General features: G+C 60.9%; 17 protein-coding genes and 1 tRNA gene. 9 read left to right on the forward strand and 9 right to left on the reverse strand.

Annotated elements, in window-relative coordinates:
* Positions 1 to 149 precede the first annotated feature (149 nt).
* On the forward strand, positions 150 to 419 hold the full coding sequence (locus tag ACMGFL_RS00695) for a DUF8074 family membrane protein (protein WP_436933604.1): 270 nt from the start codon (positions 150 to 152) through the stop codon (positions 417 to 419).
* Between the two features lie 17 nt (positions 420 to 436).
* Here ACMGFL_RS00695 and ACMGFL_RS00700 read toward each other — a convergent pair whose 3' ends face one another.
* Both ACMGFL_RS00700 and ACMGFL_RS00705 read right to left on the reverse strand, forming a co-directional pair.
* Positions 437 to 1,162: a nucleoside phosphorylase gene (locus ACMGFL_RS00700; RefSeq protein ID WP_436933605.1), complete on the reverse strand. Its 726-nt coding sequence runs from the start codon at positions 1,160 to 1,162 to the stop codon at positions 437 to 439.
* A gap of 91 nt (positions 1,163 to 1,253) precedes the next feature.
* The gene (locus ACMGFL_RS00705; RefSeq protein ID WP_436933606.1) at positions 1,254 to 2,132 is read right to left on the reverse strand and encodes a DUF63 family protein; all 879 of its coding nucleotides are present in this window, start codon (positions 2,130 to 2,132) and stop codon (positions 1,254 to 1,256) included.
* Positions 2,133 to 2,283: 151 nt separating this feature from the next.
* Here ACMGFL_RS00705 and deoC point away from each other — a divergent pair, with 151 nt between their 5' ends.
* Both deoC and ACMGFL_RS00715 read left to right on the forward strand, forming a co-directional pair.
* Positions 2,284 to 2,916 carry a deoxyribose-phosphate aldolase gene (gene deoC / locus ACMGFL_RS00710; protein WP_436933607.1) on the forward strand — a complete coding sequence of 211 codons (633 nt, stop codon included), beginning with the start codon at positions 2,284 to 2,286 and terminating at the stop codon, positions 2,914 to 2,916.
* Positions 2,917 to 2,993: 77 nt separating this feature from the next.
* The gene (locus ACMGFL_RS00715; protein ID WP_436933608.1) at positions 2,994 to 4,250 is read left to right on the forward strand and encodes a tRNA (N(6)-L-threonylcarbamoyladenosine(37)-C(2))-methylthiotransferase; all 1,257 of its coding nucleotides are present in this window, start codon (positions 2,994 to 2,996) and stop codon (positions 4,248 to 4,250) included.
* A 36-nt stretch (positions 4,251 to 4,286) separates the two neighbouring features.
* Here the strand turns inward: ACMGFL_RS00715 and ACMGFL_RS00720 are convergent, their stop codons facing one another.
* Entirely contained in the window at positions 4,287 to 5,156 is an 870-nt protein-coding gene (locus ACMGFL_RS00720; protein ID WP_436933609.1) for an alpha/beta fold hydrolase, read from the reverse strand.
* Between the two features lie 376 nt (positions 5,157 to 5,532).
* On the opposite strand from ACMGFL_RS00720, the gene pepF reads away from it, so the two are divergent.
* A complete protein-coding gene (pepF, locus tag ACMGFL_RS00725; protein WP_436933610.1) occupies positions 5,533 to 7,320 on the forward strand; it encodes an oligoendopeptidase F in 1,788 nt (595 codons plus the stop codon).
* Between the two features lie 69 nt (positions 7,321 to 7,389).
* Entirely contained in the window at positions 7,390 to 8,610 is a 1,221-nt protein-coding gene (pan2, locus tag ACMGFL_RS00730) for a proteasome-activating nucleotidase Pan2 (RefSeq protein ID WP_436933611.1), read from the forward strand.
* A 168-nt stretch (positions 8,611 to 8,778) separates the two neighbouring features.
* Here pan2 and sufU read toward each other — a convergent pair whose 3' ends face one another.
* A complete protein-coding gene (gene sufU / locus ACMGFL_RS00735; RefSeq protein ID WP_436933612.1) occupies positions 8,779 to 9,201 on the reverse strand; it encodes a Fe-S cluster assembly sulfur transfer protein SufU in 423 nt (140 codons plus the stop codon).
* A 95-nt stretch (positions 9,202 to 9,296) separates the two neighbouring features.
* Between sufU and ACMGFL_RS00740 the strand changes: the two genes are divergently transcribed.
* Positions 9,297 to 9,371: transfer RNA gene (locus tag ACMGFL_RS00740), tRNA-Ile, on the forward strand.
* Between the two features lie 105 nt (positions 9,372 to 9,476).
* Here ACMGFL_RS00740 and ACMGFL_RS00745 read toward each other — a convergent pair.
* Positions 9,477 to 9,833 (reverse strand): spore germination protein GerW family protein, encoded by a 357-nt coding sequence (locus ACMGFL_RS00745; protein WP_436933613.1) that lies wholly within the window; start codon positions 9,831 to 9,833, stop codon positions 9,477 to 9,479.
* Positions 9,834 to 9,942: 109 nt separating this feature from the next.
* On the opposite strand from ACMGFL_RS00745, the gene ACMGFL_RS00750 reads away from it, so the two are divergent.
* The gene (locus tag ACMGFL_RS00750) at positions 9,943 to 10,317 is read left to right on the forward strand and encodes a DUF5518 domain-containing protein (RefSeq protein WP_436933614.1); all 375 of its coding nucleotides are present in this window, start codon (positions 9,943 to 9,945) and stop codon (positions 10,315 to 10,317) included.
* A gap of 66 nt (positions 10,318 to 10,383) precedes the next feature.
* A complete protein-coding gene (locus ACMGFL_RS00755) occupies positions 10,384 to 11,271 on the forward strand; it encodes a M48 family metalloprotease (RefSeq protein ID WP_436933615.1) in 888 nt (295 codons plus the stop codon).
* A 123-nt stretch (positions 11,272 to 11,394) separates the two neighbouring features.
* On the opposite strand, the gene ACMGFL_RS00760 is transcribed toward ACMGFL_RS00755, so the two are convergent.
* From ACMGFL_RS00760 to ACMGFL_RS00775, 4 genes are all read right to left on the reverse strand, one after another.
* Positions 11,395 to 12,282: a CPBP family intramembrane glutamic endopeptidase gene (locus ACMGFL_RS00760; protein ID WP_436933616.1), complete on the reverse strand. Its 888-nt coding sequence runs from the start codon at positions 12,280 to 12,282 to the stop codon at positions 11,395 to 11,397.
* 64 nt (positions 12,283 to 12,346) lie between these two features.
* Complete coding sequence (locus ACMGFL_RS00765; protein WP_436933617.1) at positions 12,347 to 13,411, reverse strand: bactofilin family protein; 1,065 nt, start codon at positions 13,409 to 13,411, stop codon at positions 12,347 to 12,349.
* 103 nt (positions 13,412 to 13,514) lie between these two features.
* A complete protein-coding gene (locus ACMGFL_RS00770) occupies positions 13,515 to 13,967 on the reverse strand; it encodes an Hsp20/alpha crystallin family protein (RefSeq protein ID WP_436933618.1) in 453 nt (150 codons plus the stop codon).
* Between the two features lie 128 nt (positions 13,968 to 14,095).
* Complete coding sequence (locus ACMGFL_RS00775; RefSeq protein WP_436933619.1) at positions 14,096 to 14,749, reverse strand: helix-turn-helix domain-containing protein; 654 nt, start codon at positions 14,747 to 14,749, stop codon at positions 14,096 to 14,098.
* A 351-nt stretch (positions 14,750 to 15,100) separates the two neighbouring features.
* Here ACMGFL_RS00775 and ACMGFL_RS00780 point away from each other — a divergent pair, with 351 nt between their 5' ends.
* Positions 15,101 to 16,153: an NAD(P)-dependent alcohol dehydrogenase gene (locus ACMGFL_RS00780; protein ID WP_436933620.1), complete on the forward strand. Its 1,053-nt coding sequence runs from the start codon at positions 15,101 to 15,103 to the stop codon at positions 16,151 to 16,153.
* The last annotated feature ends 36 nt before the right edge of the window (positions 16,154 to 16,189 follow it).

Here is a 16,189-nt window from a genome sequence, read left to right on the forward strand (position 1 = left end):
CCGCTCGTACGGCTCGCGTCTTGAAAAGATTTTGTATTCAAGACCTCCTCTTGGATTAGTTCCCTCATTCATCCGCTGTGTTCAAATCGGGCGTATCCTTCGACTCCAGCGAGGACAAGATACTTTGTGTCGGCCCCGACAGTTCGGGTATGAGTGAATCGACGGGGCTTGCCGGTCGGCTCTCAGTTACGAAACACGACGGTATCGTCTTCGTCTATAATGTCGGTGCTGTCCTCTCTGGGACGTATCTGGTCTCGGAATTCGAGATTGTGGGAAACGGGCCGATACTGGCCGTTACCGTTTTCCTTGCCGCGTTCTGGACGCTGTACTTCCGGCTGGCGATGCTCCGACGGTTCGACGACCACCCCCGATTCGAGGGGGACGGTGACGAGGAAGAGACTGCTGAACTGCCGACCTGAGCGGTTCTGGTCGATAGCTACAGTCGGGTCGCGGCGTCGAGCGCGATGGTGATCGCCCGTTCGACGTTTCGGTGGGCCTGTTCGGGCAGTTCCTCGTCGTCGGTCTCCCCTTTCTGTGTCCCCTCGACGAGGTTGCCGTCGACGGTACAGATCGCACCGGCGGAGAGCCCCTTGCGGCGAGCGAGCGAGAAGAGCGCGGCGGCTTCCATCTCGACCGCGAGCAGCCCTGCCTGTTCCCAGTCGGTGACGTACTCGTCGGTTTCGGCGTAGAAGGCGTCGTCGGTGGCGAGGGGGCCGACGTGTACCCGGTCTTCGTTTTCGGTCGCGACGTCCGCGAGCGTCGACAGCACCTCGTAGTCGGGGACGGCCGGAACCGTCTCGGACTCATAGCGCTTCGTCGTGCCCTCGTCCTTGGCCGCACCAGTTGCGACGATCATATCACCGATGGCGATGCCGGACTGGAGTGCCCCGCAGGTGCCGACGCGGACCAGCGTCTCGACGCCAACCGCCGCCAGCTCCTCGGCCGCGATGGCTGCTGACGGCGCGCCGATCCCCGTCGAACAGATCGTAATCTCTCGTCCCTCGTAGGTGGCGTTGACGAGTTTGTACTCGCGGTTCTGCGCGACGGTTTCGGCGTCGGTACACTGACTCGCGATGCGGTCGACGCGGCCGGGGTCGCCCGGCACGAGCGCGATATCGGCCAGGTCACCCTCGGAGACGAGTAGATGCGGTTGCTTTCCCATGGAAACGACTTCGACCGACCCACACTAAAACGTCGTCATCGGGCGTCGCTCCCAGTCGAACTGGTGGCCATTCCGCGAGGGAATGCGTCGCTTAGATAGCCGCATAGTCGGGAACCTCCGCACCGACGCTGAGAGCAAATAGGAAGAAGTTGTTGACCGCAGGGCCGAGGCCGACGGCGATGATAAGCGCAAAGAGCAGGTTCCCCTCGGTCGGTTCGTCGCTGACGTAATCCGCGAAGGCGATGACGATGAGGATTGCGACGGCGAGTTTGACCAGCACGAACAGCCAACCGGATCCGAGCGTCGCTTCGGTCGGGAGACCCGCGGCGAATTCGAGAATCCGGCGAGGGATCGCCGACCGCTCACTCGCCCCGAGCAGGTCGACGCCGACTGCAGTCGTGATGGCGTCGAACAGGTGGGCAAAGAGAGCCAGTGCCCCGACGTAGCGCGCTTCAGCGATGATATACGTTCGCCAGGCACCGACGAGCATGTAGACGACGAAGGTCACGACGAGCGACGCGAGCAGGGCGAGTACCGGCAGGACGGGCTGAAAGTCAAGCACGTCCGACGTCATTCCCTGCCAGACGAGCAGGCCGATGAGCGCGAGCGCAGTCCCGCTGCCAGTGATGAGCAGATATCGGGCGACTCTGTCACCGTGGTCGGAACGCGGGAGCACCATCACACAGACCAGCCAGATGAGCGCCATCGAGGCGAACGTCGTCAGATACACTGTCGGTGCGGAAAACAGCGGCGCGAGCGGCTCGGGGTACACGTCCCCGAATCGCTCCCCGAGCTGATAGAAGACGTGTAGTGCGGACCCCGAGACCATCCAGGGGACGAAGCCGACGACGGTTCGTTGCGTGACGGGCGGACTGATCGCATACAGCATAACCCCGATGATACCGGAGACGACGAGTACGGTCGCGAGATGTATCACCGGTATCTCGAACCCACCGAACGGTTCCACCATATCGCCTCAGTGGCGCGGCTCGCATCAAAACCCTTCCGGTCGAGTGCCCTCGAAATCGCCGTTCGCGTCCGTCTGCGCGACGAACCAGAGTCAGTCGGCTGCGGGCGAACTTCGGCGGCACAGCTATACGACTGGCCCGCCTGATGCCGGTATGAACGACATCGCGTCGCGCATCGAGCACACCGTTCTGGGGCCGACGACGACGTGGGACGACGTACAGACCGTCCTCGACACCGCCGAGGCGTACGGGATGCGCGCCTGTGTGCCGCCGTGTTACGTCGACCGGGCCGATTCGTATGCACCCGAGTTGGCGGTGACGACGGTCGTTGGCTTTCCCCACGGCCAGCACTCGTCAGAGACGAAATGTGCCGAGGCGACTAATGCGTGGCAGGACGGCGCGGCGGAACTCGACGTGGTCTGTAACGTCGGACAGCTTCGCGCCGGAACCGACCACGTGGTTCGGGAGGAACTCACGGAAGTCGTCGCCGCCGTTCCCGTCCCGGTCAAGGTCATCGTCGAAGCGCCGCTGCTCACTGACGACCAGCTCCACCGAATCGGGGAGATCGCAGTCGAGGCCGACGCGGCGTATCTCAAAACTGCGACTGGCTTCAGCGACGGCGGCGCGACTGCCGAAGACGTCCGACTCCTGAGCGAGTATCTCCCGGTCAAAGCCAGCGGCGGCATCCGCTCGTGGTCGTTCGCCAAGGAACTGTTCGACGCCGGGGCCGAGCGAATCGGCGCGTCCAGTGGCGATCAGATTCTCGACGAGTATCGCGAGCGGTAGTGCGGTTCTCTCAGGCGCGACCCCCCGAATGCGCAAAAGCGTCGGCCTTTAGTTCGCCCGAGACACAGATGAGGTAGATGGCCCGGTATCACATCGAGACGTACGGGTGTACCTCGAACCGGGGTGAGAGCCGACAGATCGAGCGGGCGCTCCGCGAGGGCGGCCACCATCCCGTCGAGACGCCCGAACGGGCCGATGTAGCCATTCTCAACACCTGTACGGTCGTCGAGAAGACCGAACACAACATGCTCCGTCGGGCGAAGGAACTCGACGAGGAGACGCCCGCCGACCTCGTCGTTACTGGCTGTATGGCACTCGCACAGGGCGAGCAGTTCGAGGCGGCCGACATCGACGCAGAGGTACTCCACTGGGACGACGTGCCCGAGCACGTCCGCAACGGGGAGTGCCCAACGCCCACGCCCGACGCCGAGCCAGTACTCGACGGCGTCGTCGGCATCCTGCCAATCGCCAGGGGCTGTACGAGCGACTGCTCGTACTGCATCACGAAACGGGCCACCGGCAAAATCGACTCACCCCCCATCGAGGAAAACGTCGAGAAGGCCCGCGCGCTCGTCCACGCAGGCGCGAAGGAAATCCGTATCACCGGACAGGACACCGGCGTCTACGGGATGGACGACGGCGAGCGGAAACTCCACCGACTGCTCGAACGCATCTGCGAGGAGGTCGACGGCGAGTTTCAGGTGCGCGTCGGGATGGCCAATCCGAAGGGCGTCTACGGCATCCGCGAGGAACTCGCAGAGGTCTTCGCCAGCCACGACAAACTCTACAACTTCCTGCACATCCCGGTGCAGTCGGGCAGCGACGACGTGCTCGCGGAGATGCGCCGCCAGCACACCGTCTCCGAGTACGTCGACGTCGTCGAAACCTTCGACGCGGCGCTGGAGGAGTGGACGCTCTCGACAGATTTCATCGTCGGCTTTCCGACCGAAACTGACCGCGACCACGAGCAGTCGCTTGCGCTCCTCCGCGAGACCCGGCCGGAGAAGGTCAACGTCACCCGTTTCTCGAAGCGGCCCGGCACCGACGCCGCCGACATGAAGGGACTCGGCGGCACGCTCAAGAAGGAACGCTCCAGCGAGATGGTCGACGTGAAGATGGATATCGTCGCTGAGGCCCACGAGTCGATGGTCGGCACAGAACGGGAGGTGCTGATAGTCGAGGACGGTACCGACGAGTCGATGGTCGGCTACGACCGGGCCTATCGGCAGATTGCAATCCCCGACGCAGAGCGCGAGGGCGTCGGGTTGGGGGACGTCGTGGACGTCGAAGTCACCGGCCACAGCACCGTCTACGCGCTCGGTGACCTTCTCTGACAGAGTACTCCGAATGGAACAAGAACCGGGTTTCGGTTACGATTCTGCGAGAAACTCCCGCAGTCGCGGTACGACGCGGTCTGCGGCTTCATCGGGCACGAAGTGACCGGTCTCCGGAAGTCGATGAACCGTTTCGTTGGACAGCGCTGATTCCCATCTGTCGAGATACGATTCACCGAACGACGGATCTTTGAGACCCCATGCGACGAGAGCAGGTTTTTGCGCGATCTGTGAACGTCGCTGCCACAGCGACTCGTACCAGCCCGAGGAACCGATCAACTCCCGCGCGAGGACCCAGAGCGGAACACGATCCTCCGCAGACGGGAATGGAGCCGTATAGTGCTGGTGTATCTCGTCGGTGAGGGGCGACTCATCACCCCACATGTATTTCAGCAGAAACCGAGGTGAGCCGTTGTATCGACAGTAAAAGAGTCGACCGAGCCAGCCACGCATCAGTCGCGACGTTGCTCTGATAGTGATACTATCCTTCAGTGACCACAACCACGTGTTGAATACCACGAGACGAGACACAGTTTCGGGTTTGTTGATCGCGTAGGACATCCCGATTGGCCCGCCAAAATCGTGTACTCCGAGCGTGAACTGCCCCAGGTCCAGCGAGTCGATAAAACTGGTGAGCCGGTCGGCGTGGTCCTTCGGGGTATACCCCGCGTCGGTCGGTGTCTCCGAGAGCCCAAACCCGAGGTGATCCACTGCGATCACCCGGTAGTCCCGTGACAGCGGGGTGATGAGGTTCCGGTAGAGAAACGACCACGTTGGTGTCCCGTGTACCAGGACAATCGGGTGGCCCGTTCCTTCATCCACGTAGTGCAGACGCCCGTCATCCGATTCGAAGTACCGTGAATCGAACGGATAGGCTGACTCTGCGAGCCACGGTGGTCGGTTCATCCCGCTTTGACTATTCAACGGCGACATCTAAGAACCCCTGGTGGCCACTCCGAGTGCCGTCGGAACCAATCCGAACAAATAACGACGCAGATTTGTCTCGGTTGCTGGGCGTTCGACTGAAAGCGTATCGTTGCGTCCCATACTGGATGGGTAGCTGACTGTTGGGTTCAGACTTTGCCCAACATGTTGGGCGAAGCCGTAGCGATCGAAGCTTCGCTCAGTCACGAGAGAGCGTTGTACTCTCCAACGACAGTGAGCCCCCCGACTCGAACAGGTGGGGCTTTCCTGGTGTGTCTTCTCTCAGCCGCTGTCCGTTTCACAGCCAGACCCAACTTCTGAGAGAAGGCTTACGTAGCGAGCAGTCAAAGGCCACGTAATGAGTTCGGTATCCGAGCGCACGGAGATTGCAGTGGAGTACAAGTGGGATCTGGAGTCGCTGTTTGCGACCGACGAGGAGTGGGAAGAGGCCTTCGAGGAGACCAAAGCACAGATACCCGAGATCAGTGCGTTCGAGGGGCAGGCTACGGAGGACGCCGAGACGTTGCTCGCTCTACTCGAAACCTACGAGGACCTGATGCGGTCGGTTGCGGACGTCTCGGCGTACGCGCGGATGCGCAAGGACGAGGACACCCGCGAGAGCGAGACACAGGCGATGTCGACACGGGCCCGGTCGCTCGTCTCTGAGGCCCGGAGCGCGGCGAGTTTCATCGAGCCAGAGCTGCAGGAACTCACCGAACCCGATGTCGCGGATCTGATCGATGCCGAACCGGAACTCGCGGTCTACGAGCACTACTTCGACGACATCCTCCGGATGAAACCCCACACCCGCTCGGCGGAAGTCGAGAATCTACTCGCGGAACTGGGCGAGGTGACCGGCGCGAGCGGCGAGATCTACAACATGCTTGCGAACGCGGATATGGAGTTTCCCGTCGTCGAGCATCCCGACGGCGATGCTCGGGAAATCACACTGGCGAACTTCACCACACTGCAGAAACACCCGAATCGGGCGTTCCGACAGACCGTCTACGAGGAGTTCTACGACGAGTGGGAGACTGTCCGCAACGCGGTCGGAACGGCCTACCAGAACAGCGTCAAGACCGACGAGAAACTCGCCGCCGCACGCAACTACGACAGCGCCCGCGAGGCGAGCATGCATGGCCCAAACATCCCCGTCGAGGTGTACGATACCCTCGTCGAGACGGTGCGGGACAACCTCGACTACCTCCACCAGCACGCGAACCTGAAACGGGACCGAATCGACGGCGACGACCTGCGCATGTGGGACCTGTACGTCCCGCTGGTCGAAGAGGAGAGTCCGGACGTTCCCTACGACGAGGCACGGGAGTACGTCACCGAAGCGGTCGCACCGCTGGGCGAGGCCTACCAGTCACGACTCGCCGAGGGGCTGGATTCACGCTGGGTGGACGTCTACGAAACCGAAGGCAAACAGTCCGGCGCGTACAGTAGCGGCACGTACGACTCACAGCCGTATATCCTGCTGAACTATCAGGACGACGTGGAGTCGATGTTCACACTCGCACACGAACTCGGTCACTCGATGCATTCGGAACTCGCAAGCGACGCCCAACCGTACGTCTACGCCGATTACACCATCTTCATCGCCGAAATCGCCTCGACGGTCAACGAGACGCTGCTGACCCATCACCTGCTCGACACCGTCGAGGACGAGCGACTGCGTCGACACGTCCTCAACGAGTACCTCGAACGGTTCCGGTCGACGCTGTACCGACAGACGATGTTCGCGGAGTTCGAACAGCGCGCACACGAACTGTCCGCCTCCGGCGAGGCGCTGACCGCAGACCGACTCGACGACCTCTACCGGGAACTCAAAGGCGACTACTACGAGCCAGCAGTTCTCGACGACCGCATCGCCCGCGAGTGGATGCGGATCCCCCACTTCTACCGTGCCTTCTACGTCTACCAGTACTCGACTGGCATCTCCGCGGCCGTCGCGCTCGTCGAGGCGATTCAGGAAGAGGAGGCGGCCGCAGACCGCTACCGCGAATTCCTCCAGAGCGGGTCCCATGGCTATCCGCTCGAACTGCTCGACGCCGCGGGTGTCGACATGACGACGAGTGACCCAATCGAGAAGGCCCTGAACGTCTACGGCGAGTATCTCGACGAGTTCGAACAGCTTCAGTAGGTTCAGGAACCAGTATCGTCTCTCTCCCAAAGAGTCTATATTCCCCACGCTATAAGATAGTCTAACGCGATGTCTCGCAGTCCCTCACTTCCCGACCGCCCACGACTTGATCTCGACCCGGATCTGCCGGAAGACGAGCAACTGGAGGCGCTTCGGGAACACTATTTCGACGTCCTGGACGTTCACGAAACGCTACAGAACCAACTCGATGACGCCCGCGAGCGAAAGCGCGACCTCTCCGAACAGGTTGATTCGCTCAAACGGGAAAACGAGACGCTGAAGTCTTCGTCGCTGTACGTCGCCACCGCCGAGGAGTTGCTCGACGACGGCGTCGTCATCAAACAGCACGGCAACAATCAGGAGGTCCTGACCGAAGTCTCGCCACGGCTTCGCGAGGATCTGGAAGCCGGTGACCGCGTTGCGATCAACGACTCATTTAGCATCCAGACGATCCTCGAACCCGAGACCGACGCACGGGCGCAAGCGATGGAAATCGACGCCAGCCCGGACGTGACCTACGACGACATCGGGGGACTCACTGACCAGATCCGGGAAGTTCGTGAGGCGGTCGAACAGCCCCTGCTCGACACGGAACGGTTCGCAGAGGTCGGCATCGAACCGCCGTCCGGCGTACTCTTGCACGGTCCGCCGGGCACGGGCAAGACGATGCTCGCGAAGGCCGTCGCCAACGAGACCGACGCCACGTTCATCAAGATGGCTGGCTCGGAACTCGTCCAGAAGTTCATCGGCGAAGGCGCGCGCCTGGTTCGGGATCTGTTCCAGCTTGCGAGCGAGCGCCAGCCCGCCGTGATCTTCATCGACGAAATCGACGCTATCGCGGCCAAGCGAACCGAGTCGAAAACCTCCGGCGACGCTGAAGTCCAGCGGACGATGATGCAACTCCTCTCGGAGATGGACGGCTTCGACGACCGCGGCGAGGTGCGCATCATCGCCGCGACGAACCGTTTCGACATGCTCGACCGCGCTATCTTGCGCCCCGGCCGCTTCGACCGCCTCATCGAAGTGCCCGAACCCGACTGGGACGGCCGCCAGCGCATCCTCGAAATCCACACCGAGGGGATGAATCTCGACGACAGCGTCGATCTGGTCTCGCTCGCCAGCGACACCGAGGGCTTTTCGGGTGCCGAAATCGCCTCGCTCGCGACCGAGTCCGGGATGTTCGCCATCCGCGACGACCGCACCACGATCCGGATGCAGGACTTCCAAGACGCTCTGGAGAAAGTCAAGGAAAGCGAAGACACGCCCGGGACGCCTATCGCCTTCGCCTAAATTTTACTCCTTCGGGTTCGCTCTTTGAGCGAACCACTCAGTCGCAAAATTTAGTATAAAACTGGCCGGTCACTCCCTGCGGTCGTGACCGGTGAACCGCGCCTGCGGCGCGGATGCTCCGTGGTCAGCAAACCGCGACTGCTCCGCAACAACCGACCGCAAAACGGTCTACTCTTCGGTTGTCGTCTGGTCGAGATCCTTCTCGCCGAAGTAGATTTCGAGGCCGTCCTGTGCGACTTTCTCGGCAAGGACAGCACACTTGATCCGCATCGCCGAGATCTCGACGCCGAGCATCTCCGTGATGTCGTCCCGGTCCATCTCTCGTAACTCGTCGACAGCCATGCCCTGCAGTCGTTCGGAGAGCATCGAGGCAGAGGCCTGTGAAATTGCACAGCCGTCGCCGCGGAAGGCGACGCGTTCGATGGTCTCCTCGTCGTCGTCGAGCACGACGTCCATCTCGATGGTGTCACCGCACATCGGGTTCTCGCCGACGTGGGTGAACGTCGGCTCCTCGATCTCCCCGTAATTGCGGGGGTTCTTGTAGTGATCGAGGATCTGCTGTCGGTACATGTCCGATCCGCCGATTCCCATTAGTACAACCAGATAGGGGCGGTTCGTCCAAAAGACTTCCGTGTCGGGTGTCGATGCGATAGTATTTAGTTCGACGATCGGGTAGCAGACGACGCGGGCCCGTAGCTCAGTCCGGTAAGAGCCCCCGGCTCATAACCGGGTATGCGGTGGTTCAAATCCGCCCGGGCCCATTTTGCTGCGAACAACACGTGAGCAGCAAATGGTCGCAAGGATTTGAATTCAGAGGACGAACGGAGCAGTGGCGACCGAAGAAGTCACACTCGGCAGAACACCGCTCACGCCTTCCTGCCGAGGAGGTAGCCGATCAGGGCGAATACGAGCGCCACAGCGACGAGTTTCTTTCTGTTCGCAAACGGGATAAACCGCGTTTCGTCGTCCGAGATCTCGACGACTCCAGCGGGTTTGGCCGAGAGTCCACCGCCCATCCCGCCACCATCGCTACCTGCCGATTCGTCGCCATCCATATCAGCACCGCCCTCAGAGCCGTATCCGCCGCCGAATCCGTAGCTGATCTTCGCGACGGGCAGTATCGTCTTGCCGTTCGCTTCGATCGGTTCGCCGAACACTGATTTGACGTTTGCGCTGTGGTGCATCTGTTCGAGAACGGATTGGACTGGTTCGTGTGCCTCCATATTCAACAGTTCGTGTCGATTGACAATATACCTTCACCCGGTCGAGTGGCTGGTCACACCGACGGGAGCCGACAGCAACGTTTTGTCAGTCCCGGGAATATGTATCAACATGGCTGAAGGAGACACACTTCTGAATGCAGCTATCGGGGCTGTCGTCACAGTGGTGCTATCGTTTACGACCGTGTCCCCCGTTCTGGGAGGTGGCGTCGCTGGCTATCTCCAGCGGGGCGACCCCGGTGACGGGCTCAGAGTCGGCGCGATATCCGGACTCATCGCGACTATTCCGTTTCTCCTCTTGATCGTCCTGTTTGGCGGATTTCTGTTCACCGGCTCGATGTTTGGTGGAGGGCTCGGAATTCCCGGTGGATTCGTACTCGTCCTGCTGTTCGGTCTCATTCTCGCTCTTGTCTGGACCATGACACTCAGCGCCCTCGGTGGTTATGTCGGGGCCTACATCGCGACTGAGCGCGAGTCCGGCCGTTGACGAGATCGTGTTTGTGAAAGACAGCGGTCTTAAGTGATAGCGAGTTGAATAGATAGCACGTCTCTCATGGCGACACTCGCCCTCCTGATGGCGGTGTTAGTTTTCACGATTTTCGCCGCTGCGGTTCATCAGTGGGTCGTGAGCTCGCAGCTACTTGAACTGGGGGAGGCGTCGTGGTTTCCGCAAGGCGGAGATATCTCAGCTGTCGCGGCGACAACTCGCAGTTGGCTGGCCATTATCGTCTCACTAGCCGCGTGGTTCATAGCGACAGTATTGATCCTGCTGGCACCGTTTCGACTCTGGATTTGGGGTGTCGTCGTACTCCTCGCGCTCACTGTCGCAATTTCACCGGTATTTGCGGTTTACCACTACACAACGCGTGTACCGATGGCTGTCGAAGCGGAATCTCTCGACCAGATTCCGGAGTTCGGGTGTGAAGTGCTTGTCGTCACTAACAGCAGAGACGGACCAATTAACGGCTACGCTATTGGTGGCCCGTTCCGTGATGTCGTCGGTGTCAGTGAATTCGCTCTGTCGGAGTTACTGCCCGACCAGATCGCCGCGCTGGTTGCCCACGAGGCCACCCATCACCACGAACGTCACGTGCTAATCAGGGGCGGTGCCAGTTTAGCTGTCCTCGGAGTGAGCGCAGCGATACTGACGACACTGTTCGAGACGCTCGTCCCGCTGTCGATGCTGGGGCTGGTGATGGCTATCCTTCTCGAACGCATCGTCTCCTACTGGGTGATGCGGCGGCTGGAATACCGTGCCGACACTATTGCGGCCAGGCGCACATCTGTCGAGGCCGTTCGTACACTGTTGGCAACGCTGGAGGAGACGACGACGGTCGATCAAACGCAGGTCTCGCAGCTGTTACGTCTGTTTTCGACGCATCCTACCTACGCCGACCGACTCGAACGATTGGCGGCTCCCACAGATAGCTTGATTCAGTGAGGAACATAGAACCGAACTGGCGGAGACACACACTCAGAGCGGTACATCGTCGGTGCGACGCCGACATGCCGAATCCAACGTCGTCTGTCGAGTTCGGACTCGCAAATCCGGTCATCGCCGGATCTACCTGGACCACGGACGAAGCGGCTCGCCTGTGGTGATTTGCTCGTCTGCACGGAGCCGGTCGTGTGCCACACACGCTGCAATACCAACGACAGCGGCCACGATTCCGACGACCCCAAACGATGAAATCACAAGTTCACTCTCGTCCGCGAGGTACACCGACGTGAATACCCCGAGGATGAATGACCCGTGAAAAAATGTCGCACCGAGGACCGACCGGGCCCGGACGGTCAGGTAGGTGTATATCGGTGACAGAGCCACTGTCGCAGTCGTTAGCAGGACTATCCCGATGACTGGTTCGTCCGGGAACTGGAGTCCAAGAAGGATGAGTGGGGCGTGCCAGATGCCCCAGACGAGGCCCGTCACTAGCGACACCTTCCAGAATCCCAGCGGCGCCAGTTCCGAAAGCAGTAGGCCCCGCCAGCCGAGTTCTTCGCCAAGCGCAGCGAGGGCAAAGAGCGTTCCACCGAGGACGAGTCCAAACCCGCCGAGAAGAACGACCAGCGGCACGCCAGTTGCTTCGAGATCAACGATCGCCTCGGAAGCGTCTGCCTCGGTCAGACCAAGTTCGAGCAAGAACGCCGAATAATCGGTCGTAAACGCAGTGTCAGGGAGCGCGAGGCCGACGCCAACCATCACGGCAGTCAGTCCCACCGGTGCGACCCAGGCGAGAACAATCCACCGGATACGTCCCAGGTAGAGGCCACATCCGTCTCGAATCGATCGTCGATGGAAACGGAGAACTGCGATTGCCGCGATGGCAGGTGCCCACATGAAGACAACAGTACCAATTCCTTGCCCGGCACCGCTTCCAAGATCGACATCGAAGAGACGGAGTAGCGTCACACCACTCCACGAGATGCCGAACGTGAGAGCGAGGAAACCCACTACCATTCCGATATTAACGGGAGGTGGTGGGCCATGTTCGGACTCATTCGAACGGTCCGTTCTCTCAGATCGACTCACTAGTCGATCCCCCCGTCGAATCGATCCGGCGACGGCGACTCCCGAGCGCCAGCACGAACGCGCCGAGTCCGAGCAGGAAGATGACGAAATTGAGCGGGCCGCCGACAAGCGGGACCTCCCACAGAACGACAGCGAGCAGCAGTCCGACGACGAGACCAGCCCACCGATTGTCGATGTCGAACCGCGAGAGTACCCAGACGCCGATGGCGAAGCGGCCATAGATCAACCCGATCCAGATCACTACCAGAAACACGGCGAGACCGAGCAGCGAGAGCGGGATACCGATCACCGTTATCGCGAGCGCGACGAGCAACACGGGGATCCCGAGCAGCGTACCAAGCCCGACGAGGCCGGACTTGACCGGTTCCGCCGCGGTGCGGTCTGCGATGCGGTCGGAAAAGCGCGGGAACAGGCCGAGCAACAGCGCGCCGAACCCGAGATTGAAGATGAACGTGCTGATCGTAAACAGCCACGACGCGAACGGCTGAATGTCGGTGAAGAGACCGAAGCCGAGCGAGCGGTCGCGGGTAATGTCGCCAGCCACGGCGTCTCGATTGCCACGCAGGTCGCCGTCGTAGGTGAGCGAGCCAGCGATTGCGGCCTCGTCGCCGAGCCGAATCGTGTCGGCACCGATGGTCGCGTCGCCGTCGATCCGACCGTCGATGCGAACCGAACCCGCTCCGACGTCGAAGTTCCCCTCGACGACGCCAGTTTCCGTGACCGAAATCGATCCCGTCCCAGTCGAAACGTCCCCCATGACGGTTCCGCTGATCTGAATGGTACCCGCAGCAGCTTCGAGGTCCCCCTCGATCACCCCGCCCTCTCTGACGACGATGTCACCGGCAAGCCCGGAGACGTCGCCGGTGACGGTTCCTTCGATGACGACCGTTCCGTAGACGCCGCTGATCTCCGAGACGGTCTCTCCGCTCTCGACCGTTGTCGTTCCACCGATGCCAGACTGAGCGACGGCGGTGCCCGGAACGAGACTGGCGGCGAGTATCGTCACGAGTACAACTGTGAGCAACTGTCGGGTTCGCGTGTGAGACGGCATACGCAGACTCGCTCGTGAAGATATATAACTAATCGTTCAGTTACGTCACTAATCGATGCTTACCGGTCGTGACTGTCCCGTCTGTACGTCGCCTGCGTCGTCGCTACTTGATCTCGATGTGGTGTCCCGACCCGGAACTTTGCTTCGGGAGCGTGACCGTGAGCACGCCGCGATTCATGCGTGCCTCAGTGTTCTCCGAATCGATCGACGACGGAAGGCGAATCGAGCGCTTCATCGACCGGTGATGGCGCTCCCGGCGAATGCGGCGACCGGTCTCCTCCTCTTCCTCCGTCTCCTCTTCGCGGTTCGCCTCGATGTGGAGTCTATCGTCGGTGAGTCGAACCTCGATGTCGTCGCGCTCGAATCCGGGCAGATCAGCGGTCAGGATGAACTGTTCGTCCTGTTCGACGATGTCAACAGCCATCGGTTCGAAAGCGGCCGTCAGTCGGTCGACCTGGTCGCCGCCGTCCCAGTCGCCTGCCATCTCCTCGAACTGGTCGCCCATTCTGTCGAAGAACCGTTCTACGTCCTCGAAGGGGTTGTATTGTGTCGCCATGTTGTCCCATGTGAGTGTATGGCTGAACTGAGTAAAAGAGCCGCTGAGAGTTATCACTGGATGAGAAGAACTATTCGCAGACAGGCGCGGCGAGATAAACACATCGGCCACGGCGACACGGCACGCACCTATTCTTCCTCACCGAGATCTGGGAGCGTCTCCCCCAGACCGTCCGCTTTCGCGATGTCGGTGATGTATCTCGAAACCGACTCGTCCGCACTCGCGTCGAGATGGCGTGACTGGTCGGTCCCGTCCTGTGTCTCCACGCACTCGCCAGTGCCGGTCACGCTGACGAACAGTTCCTTGAGATGCTGTGTCTCCGCATCGGTGTCTCTTCCGCCGTCCGTCGATAGCTGACTGGGGGTCCCGTCCGGAGACTGCTGTACTACGAAGGAAAGCGCCGCGTCACCGTCCTCGGTGATTTCGGCCCGGATACCCGCCACACGCAGAGTGAACAGGCGTTTGTTTCGCCCCGTCGACTGGATCTGAATCCGCTCTTCGAGCAAGCCTATCTCGACGAGGTGGTTGACCTTGCGATAGACTGTCGCGATGGGGATTTCACACTCGTCGACGATATCGGAAACAGACCGGGGCTGCTGTGCTGTCGCCGCGATGATCGCTCGCCCATCTGTATCGGCAAGCGCCCCCAGTATCGCCTGGCTCCGATCTGGGTCGATACGCTCGTCGCCGGTACTGTCCCGTCGAAGGAACTGCCCTAAAACGAGTTCCAGCCACAGCGTTCCGTCCTGGTGGAAAACGGCTCTTTCGACTCGAGAATTCATAGACAGGGAGTCTGACAGAGGAAACTTGAGTATTGAGGGCGTATATCTGGAAATGACGGGTTTCTTTGCAGTTGCATCGCGCGGCGGGAAGACTGGAACACGAGTACAGTGCGACAGATCATCGAAGATGGGTCTTACCTCACAGTAGAATTCACTTATTCGCCCAAATCAGCGTGGAACCGACCGAGGATTGTTCGTCCGCTTGATTGTTCTCACAGACGCCACGGTGGCGACTGCGCGGAGGCCACTTGGGACACAGTCCTCGCCGGAGTGTCGCTTTGGAACACATAACTAAGAGTCGCGGGGGCAATCTGACGGCTGAATGTATCGAGACAATTCGAGTGAGAACTCATGAAAGCATTCGTCATGAACGGTATCGGTGAAACAGGTATCGCGGAGAAGGAACGGCCCGAAGCGGGTCCGGCGGACGCTATCGTTCGGCCAACGCTCGGGCTGATCTGTACGTCCGACTGCCATACGGTACACGGAGCGATCGGCGAGCGCGAGAATCTCACGCTCGGCCACGAGATCGTCGGCGTCGTCGAGGAAGTCGGAGCGGACGTGAGCGACTTCCAGCCCGGCGATAGAATTGCAGTCGGCGCGATAACGCCGGACTGGAACTCCGAGGCTGCACAGGACGGACACCCCTCTCAATCGAACGGCGCGCTGGGTGGCTGGAAGTTCGCAAACGTCAAGGACGGAACGTTCGCGGAGTACGCCCACGTGAACGACGCGGACGGGAATCTCGCGCACATCCCGGATGATGTCACAGAACACGAGGCCGCCTACACGACTGACATGATGAGTACGGGATTCAGAGCCGCGGAAAACGGAAACATCCCGATGGGCGGGACGGTGGCGGTGTTCGCACAAGGCCCCGTCGGCCTGATGGCCACCAAGGGGGCCGCACTGCAGGGCGCAGGTGAGATCATCGCCGTCGAGACTGTCAAACACCGACAGGAACTCGCACGGGAGTACGGAGCCGACCACATCGTGGACTTCGGCGAGGTGGACCCGGTCGAGCGAATCATGGACCTTACGGACGGACAGGGCGTCGACGCCGCTATCGAAGCGCTCGGCGCCGACGAGACCTTTCAGGACTGTATCAAAGTCACCAAACCGGGCGGGACAGTCTCGAACGTCGGCTACCACGGCGAAGGGGAGTTCCGGCGTATCCCACGTGAGGAGTGGGGTGTCGGCATGGCCGAGATCGATATCGTGACAGACCTGTGTCCCGGCGGGCGACTGCGCATCCGACGGCTGTTGAAACTGCTGGAAACCGGGCGCGTCGATCCAACGAAGATGACGACACACGAGTTCGACTTCGACGAAATCGAAACGGCGTTCGAGATGATGGACGAGAAAGCGGACGGGATCATCAAACCGCTCATCCGGTTCGAGTAACCGATCCCGTCTATCTACCACTCACAGGCGCGGACA

Source organism: Halovenus marina, from assembly GCF_051414115.1.
Taxonomy (GTDB): Archaea; Halobacteriota; Halobacteria; order Halobacteriales; family Haloarculaceae; genus Halovenus; species Halovenus marina.

Excerpts from the sequence above, each read along its gene's own strand:
- ACMGFL_RS00695 (WP_436933604.1), top strand. The coding sequence starts at position 150 with ATGAGTGAATCGACGGGGCTTGCCGGTCGGCTCTCAGTTACGAAACAC.
- ACMGFL_RS00700 (WP_436933605.1), bottom strand. The coding sequence starts at position 1,162 with ATGGGAAAGCAACCGCATCTACTCGTCTCCGAGGGTGACCTGGCCGAT.
- ACMGFL_RS00705 (WP_436933606.1), bottom strand. The coding sequence starts at position 2,132 with ATGGTGGAACCGTTCGGTGGGTTCGAGATACCGGTGATACATCTCGCG.
- deoC (WP_436933607.1), top strand. The coding sequence starts at position 2,284 with ATGAACGACATCGCGTCGCGCATCGAGCACACCGTTCTGGGGCCGACG.
- ACMGFL_RS00715 (WP_436933608.1), top strand. The coding sequence starts at position 2,994 with ATGGCCCGGTATCACATCGAGACGTACGGGTGTACCTCGAACCGGGGT.
- ACMGFL_RS00720 (WP_436933609.1), bottom strand. The coding sequence starts at position 5,156 with ATGAACCGACCACCGTGGCTCGCAGAGTCAGCCTATCCGTTCGATTCA.
- pepF (WP_436933610.1), top strand. The coding sequence starts at position 5,533 with ATGAGTTCGGTATCCGAGCGCACGGAGATTGCAGTGGAGTACAAGTGG.
- pan2 (WP_436933611.1), top strand. The coding sequence starts at position 7,390 with ATGTCTCGCAGTCCCTCACTTCCCGACCGCCCACGACTTGATCTCGAC.
- sufU (WP_436933612.1), bottom strand. The coding sequence starts at position 9,201 with ATGGGAATCGGCGGATCGGACATGTACCGACAGCAGATCCTCGATCAC.
- ACMGFL_RS00745 (WP_436933613.1), bottom strand. The coding sequence starts at position 9,833 with ATGGAGGCACACGAACCAGTCCAATCCGTTCTCGAACAGATGCACCAC.
- ACMGFL_RS00750 (WP_436933614.1), top strand. The coding sequence starts at position 9,943 with ATGGCTGAAGGAGACACACTTCTGAATGCAGCTATCGGGGCTGTCGTC.
- ACMGFL_RS00755 (WP_436933615.1), top strand. The coding sequence starts at position 10,384 with ATGGCGACACTCGCCCTCCTGATGGCGGTGTTAGTTTTCACGATTTTC.
- ACMGFL_RS00765 (WP_436933617.1), bottom strand. The coding sequence starts at position 13,411 with ATGCCGTCTCACACGCGAACCCGACAGTTGCTCACAGTTGTACTCGTG.
- ACMGFL_RS00770 (WP_436933618.1), bottom strand. The coding sequence starts at position 13,967 with ATGGCGACACAATACAACCCCTTCGAGGACGTAGAACGGTTCTTCGAC.
- ACMGFL_RS00775 (WP_436933619.1), bottom strand. The coding sequence starts at position 14,749 with ATGAATTCTCGAGTCGAAAGAGCCGTTTTCCACCAGGACGGAACGCTG.
- ACMGFL_RS00780 (WP_436933620.1), top strand. The coding sequence starts at position 15,101 with ATGAAAGCATTCGTCATGAACGGTATCGGTGAAACAGGTATCGCGGAG.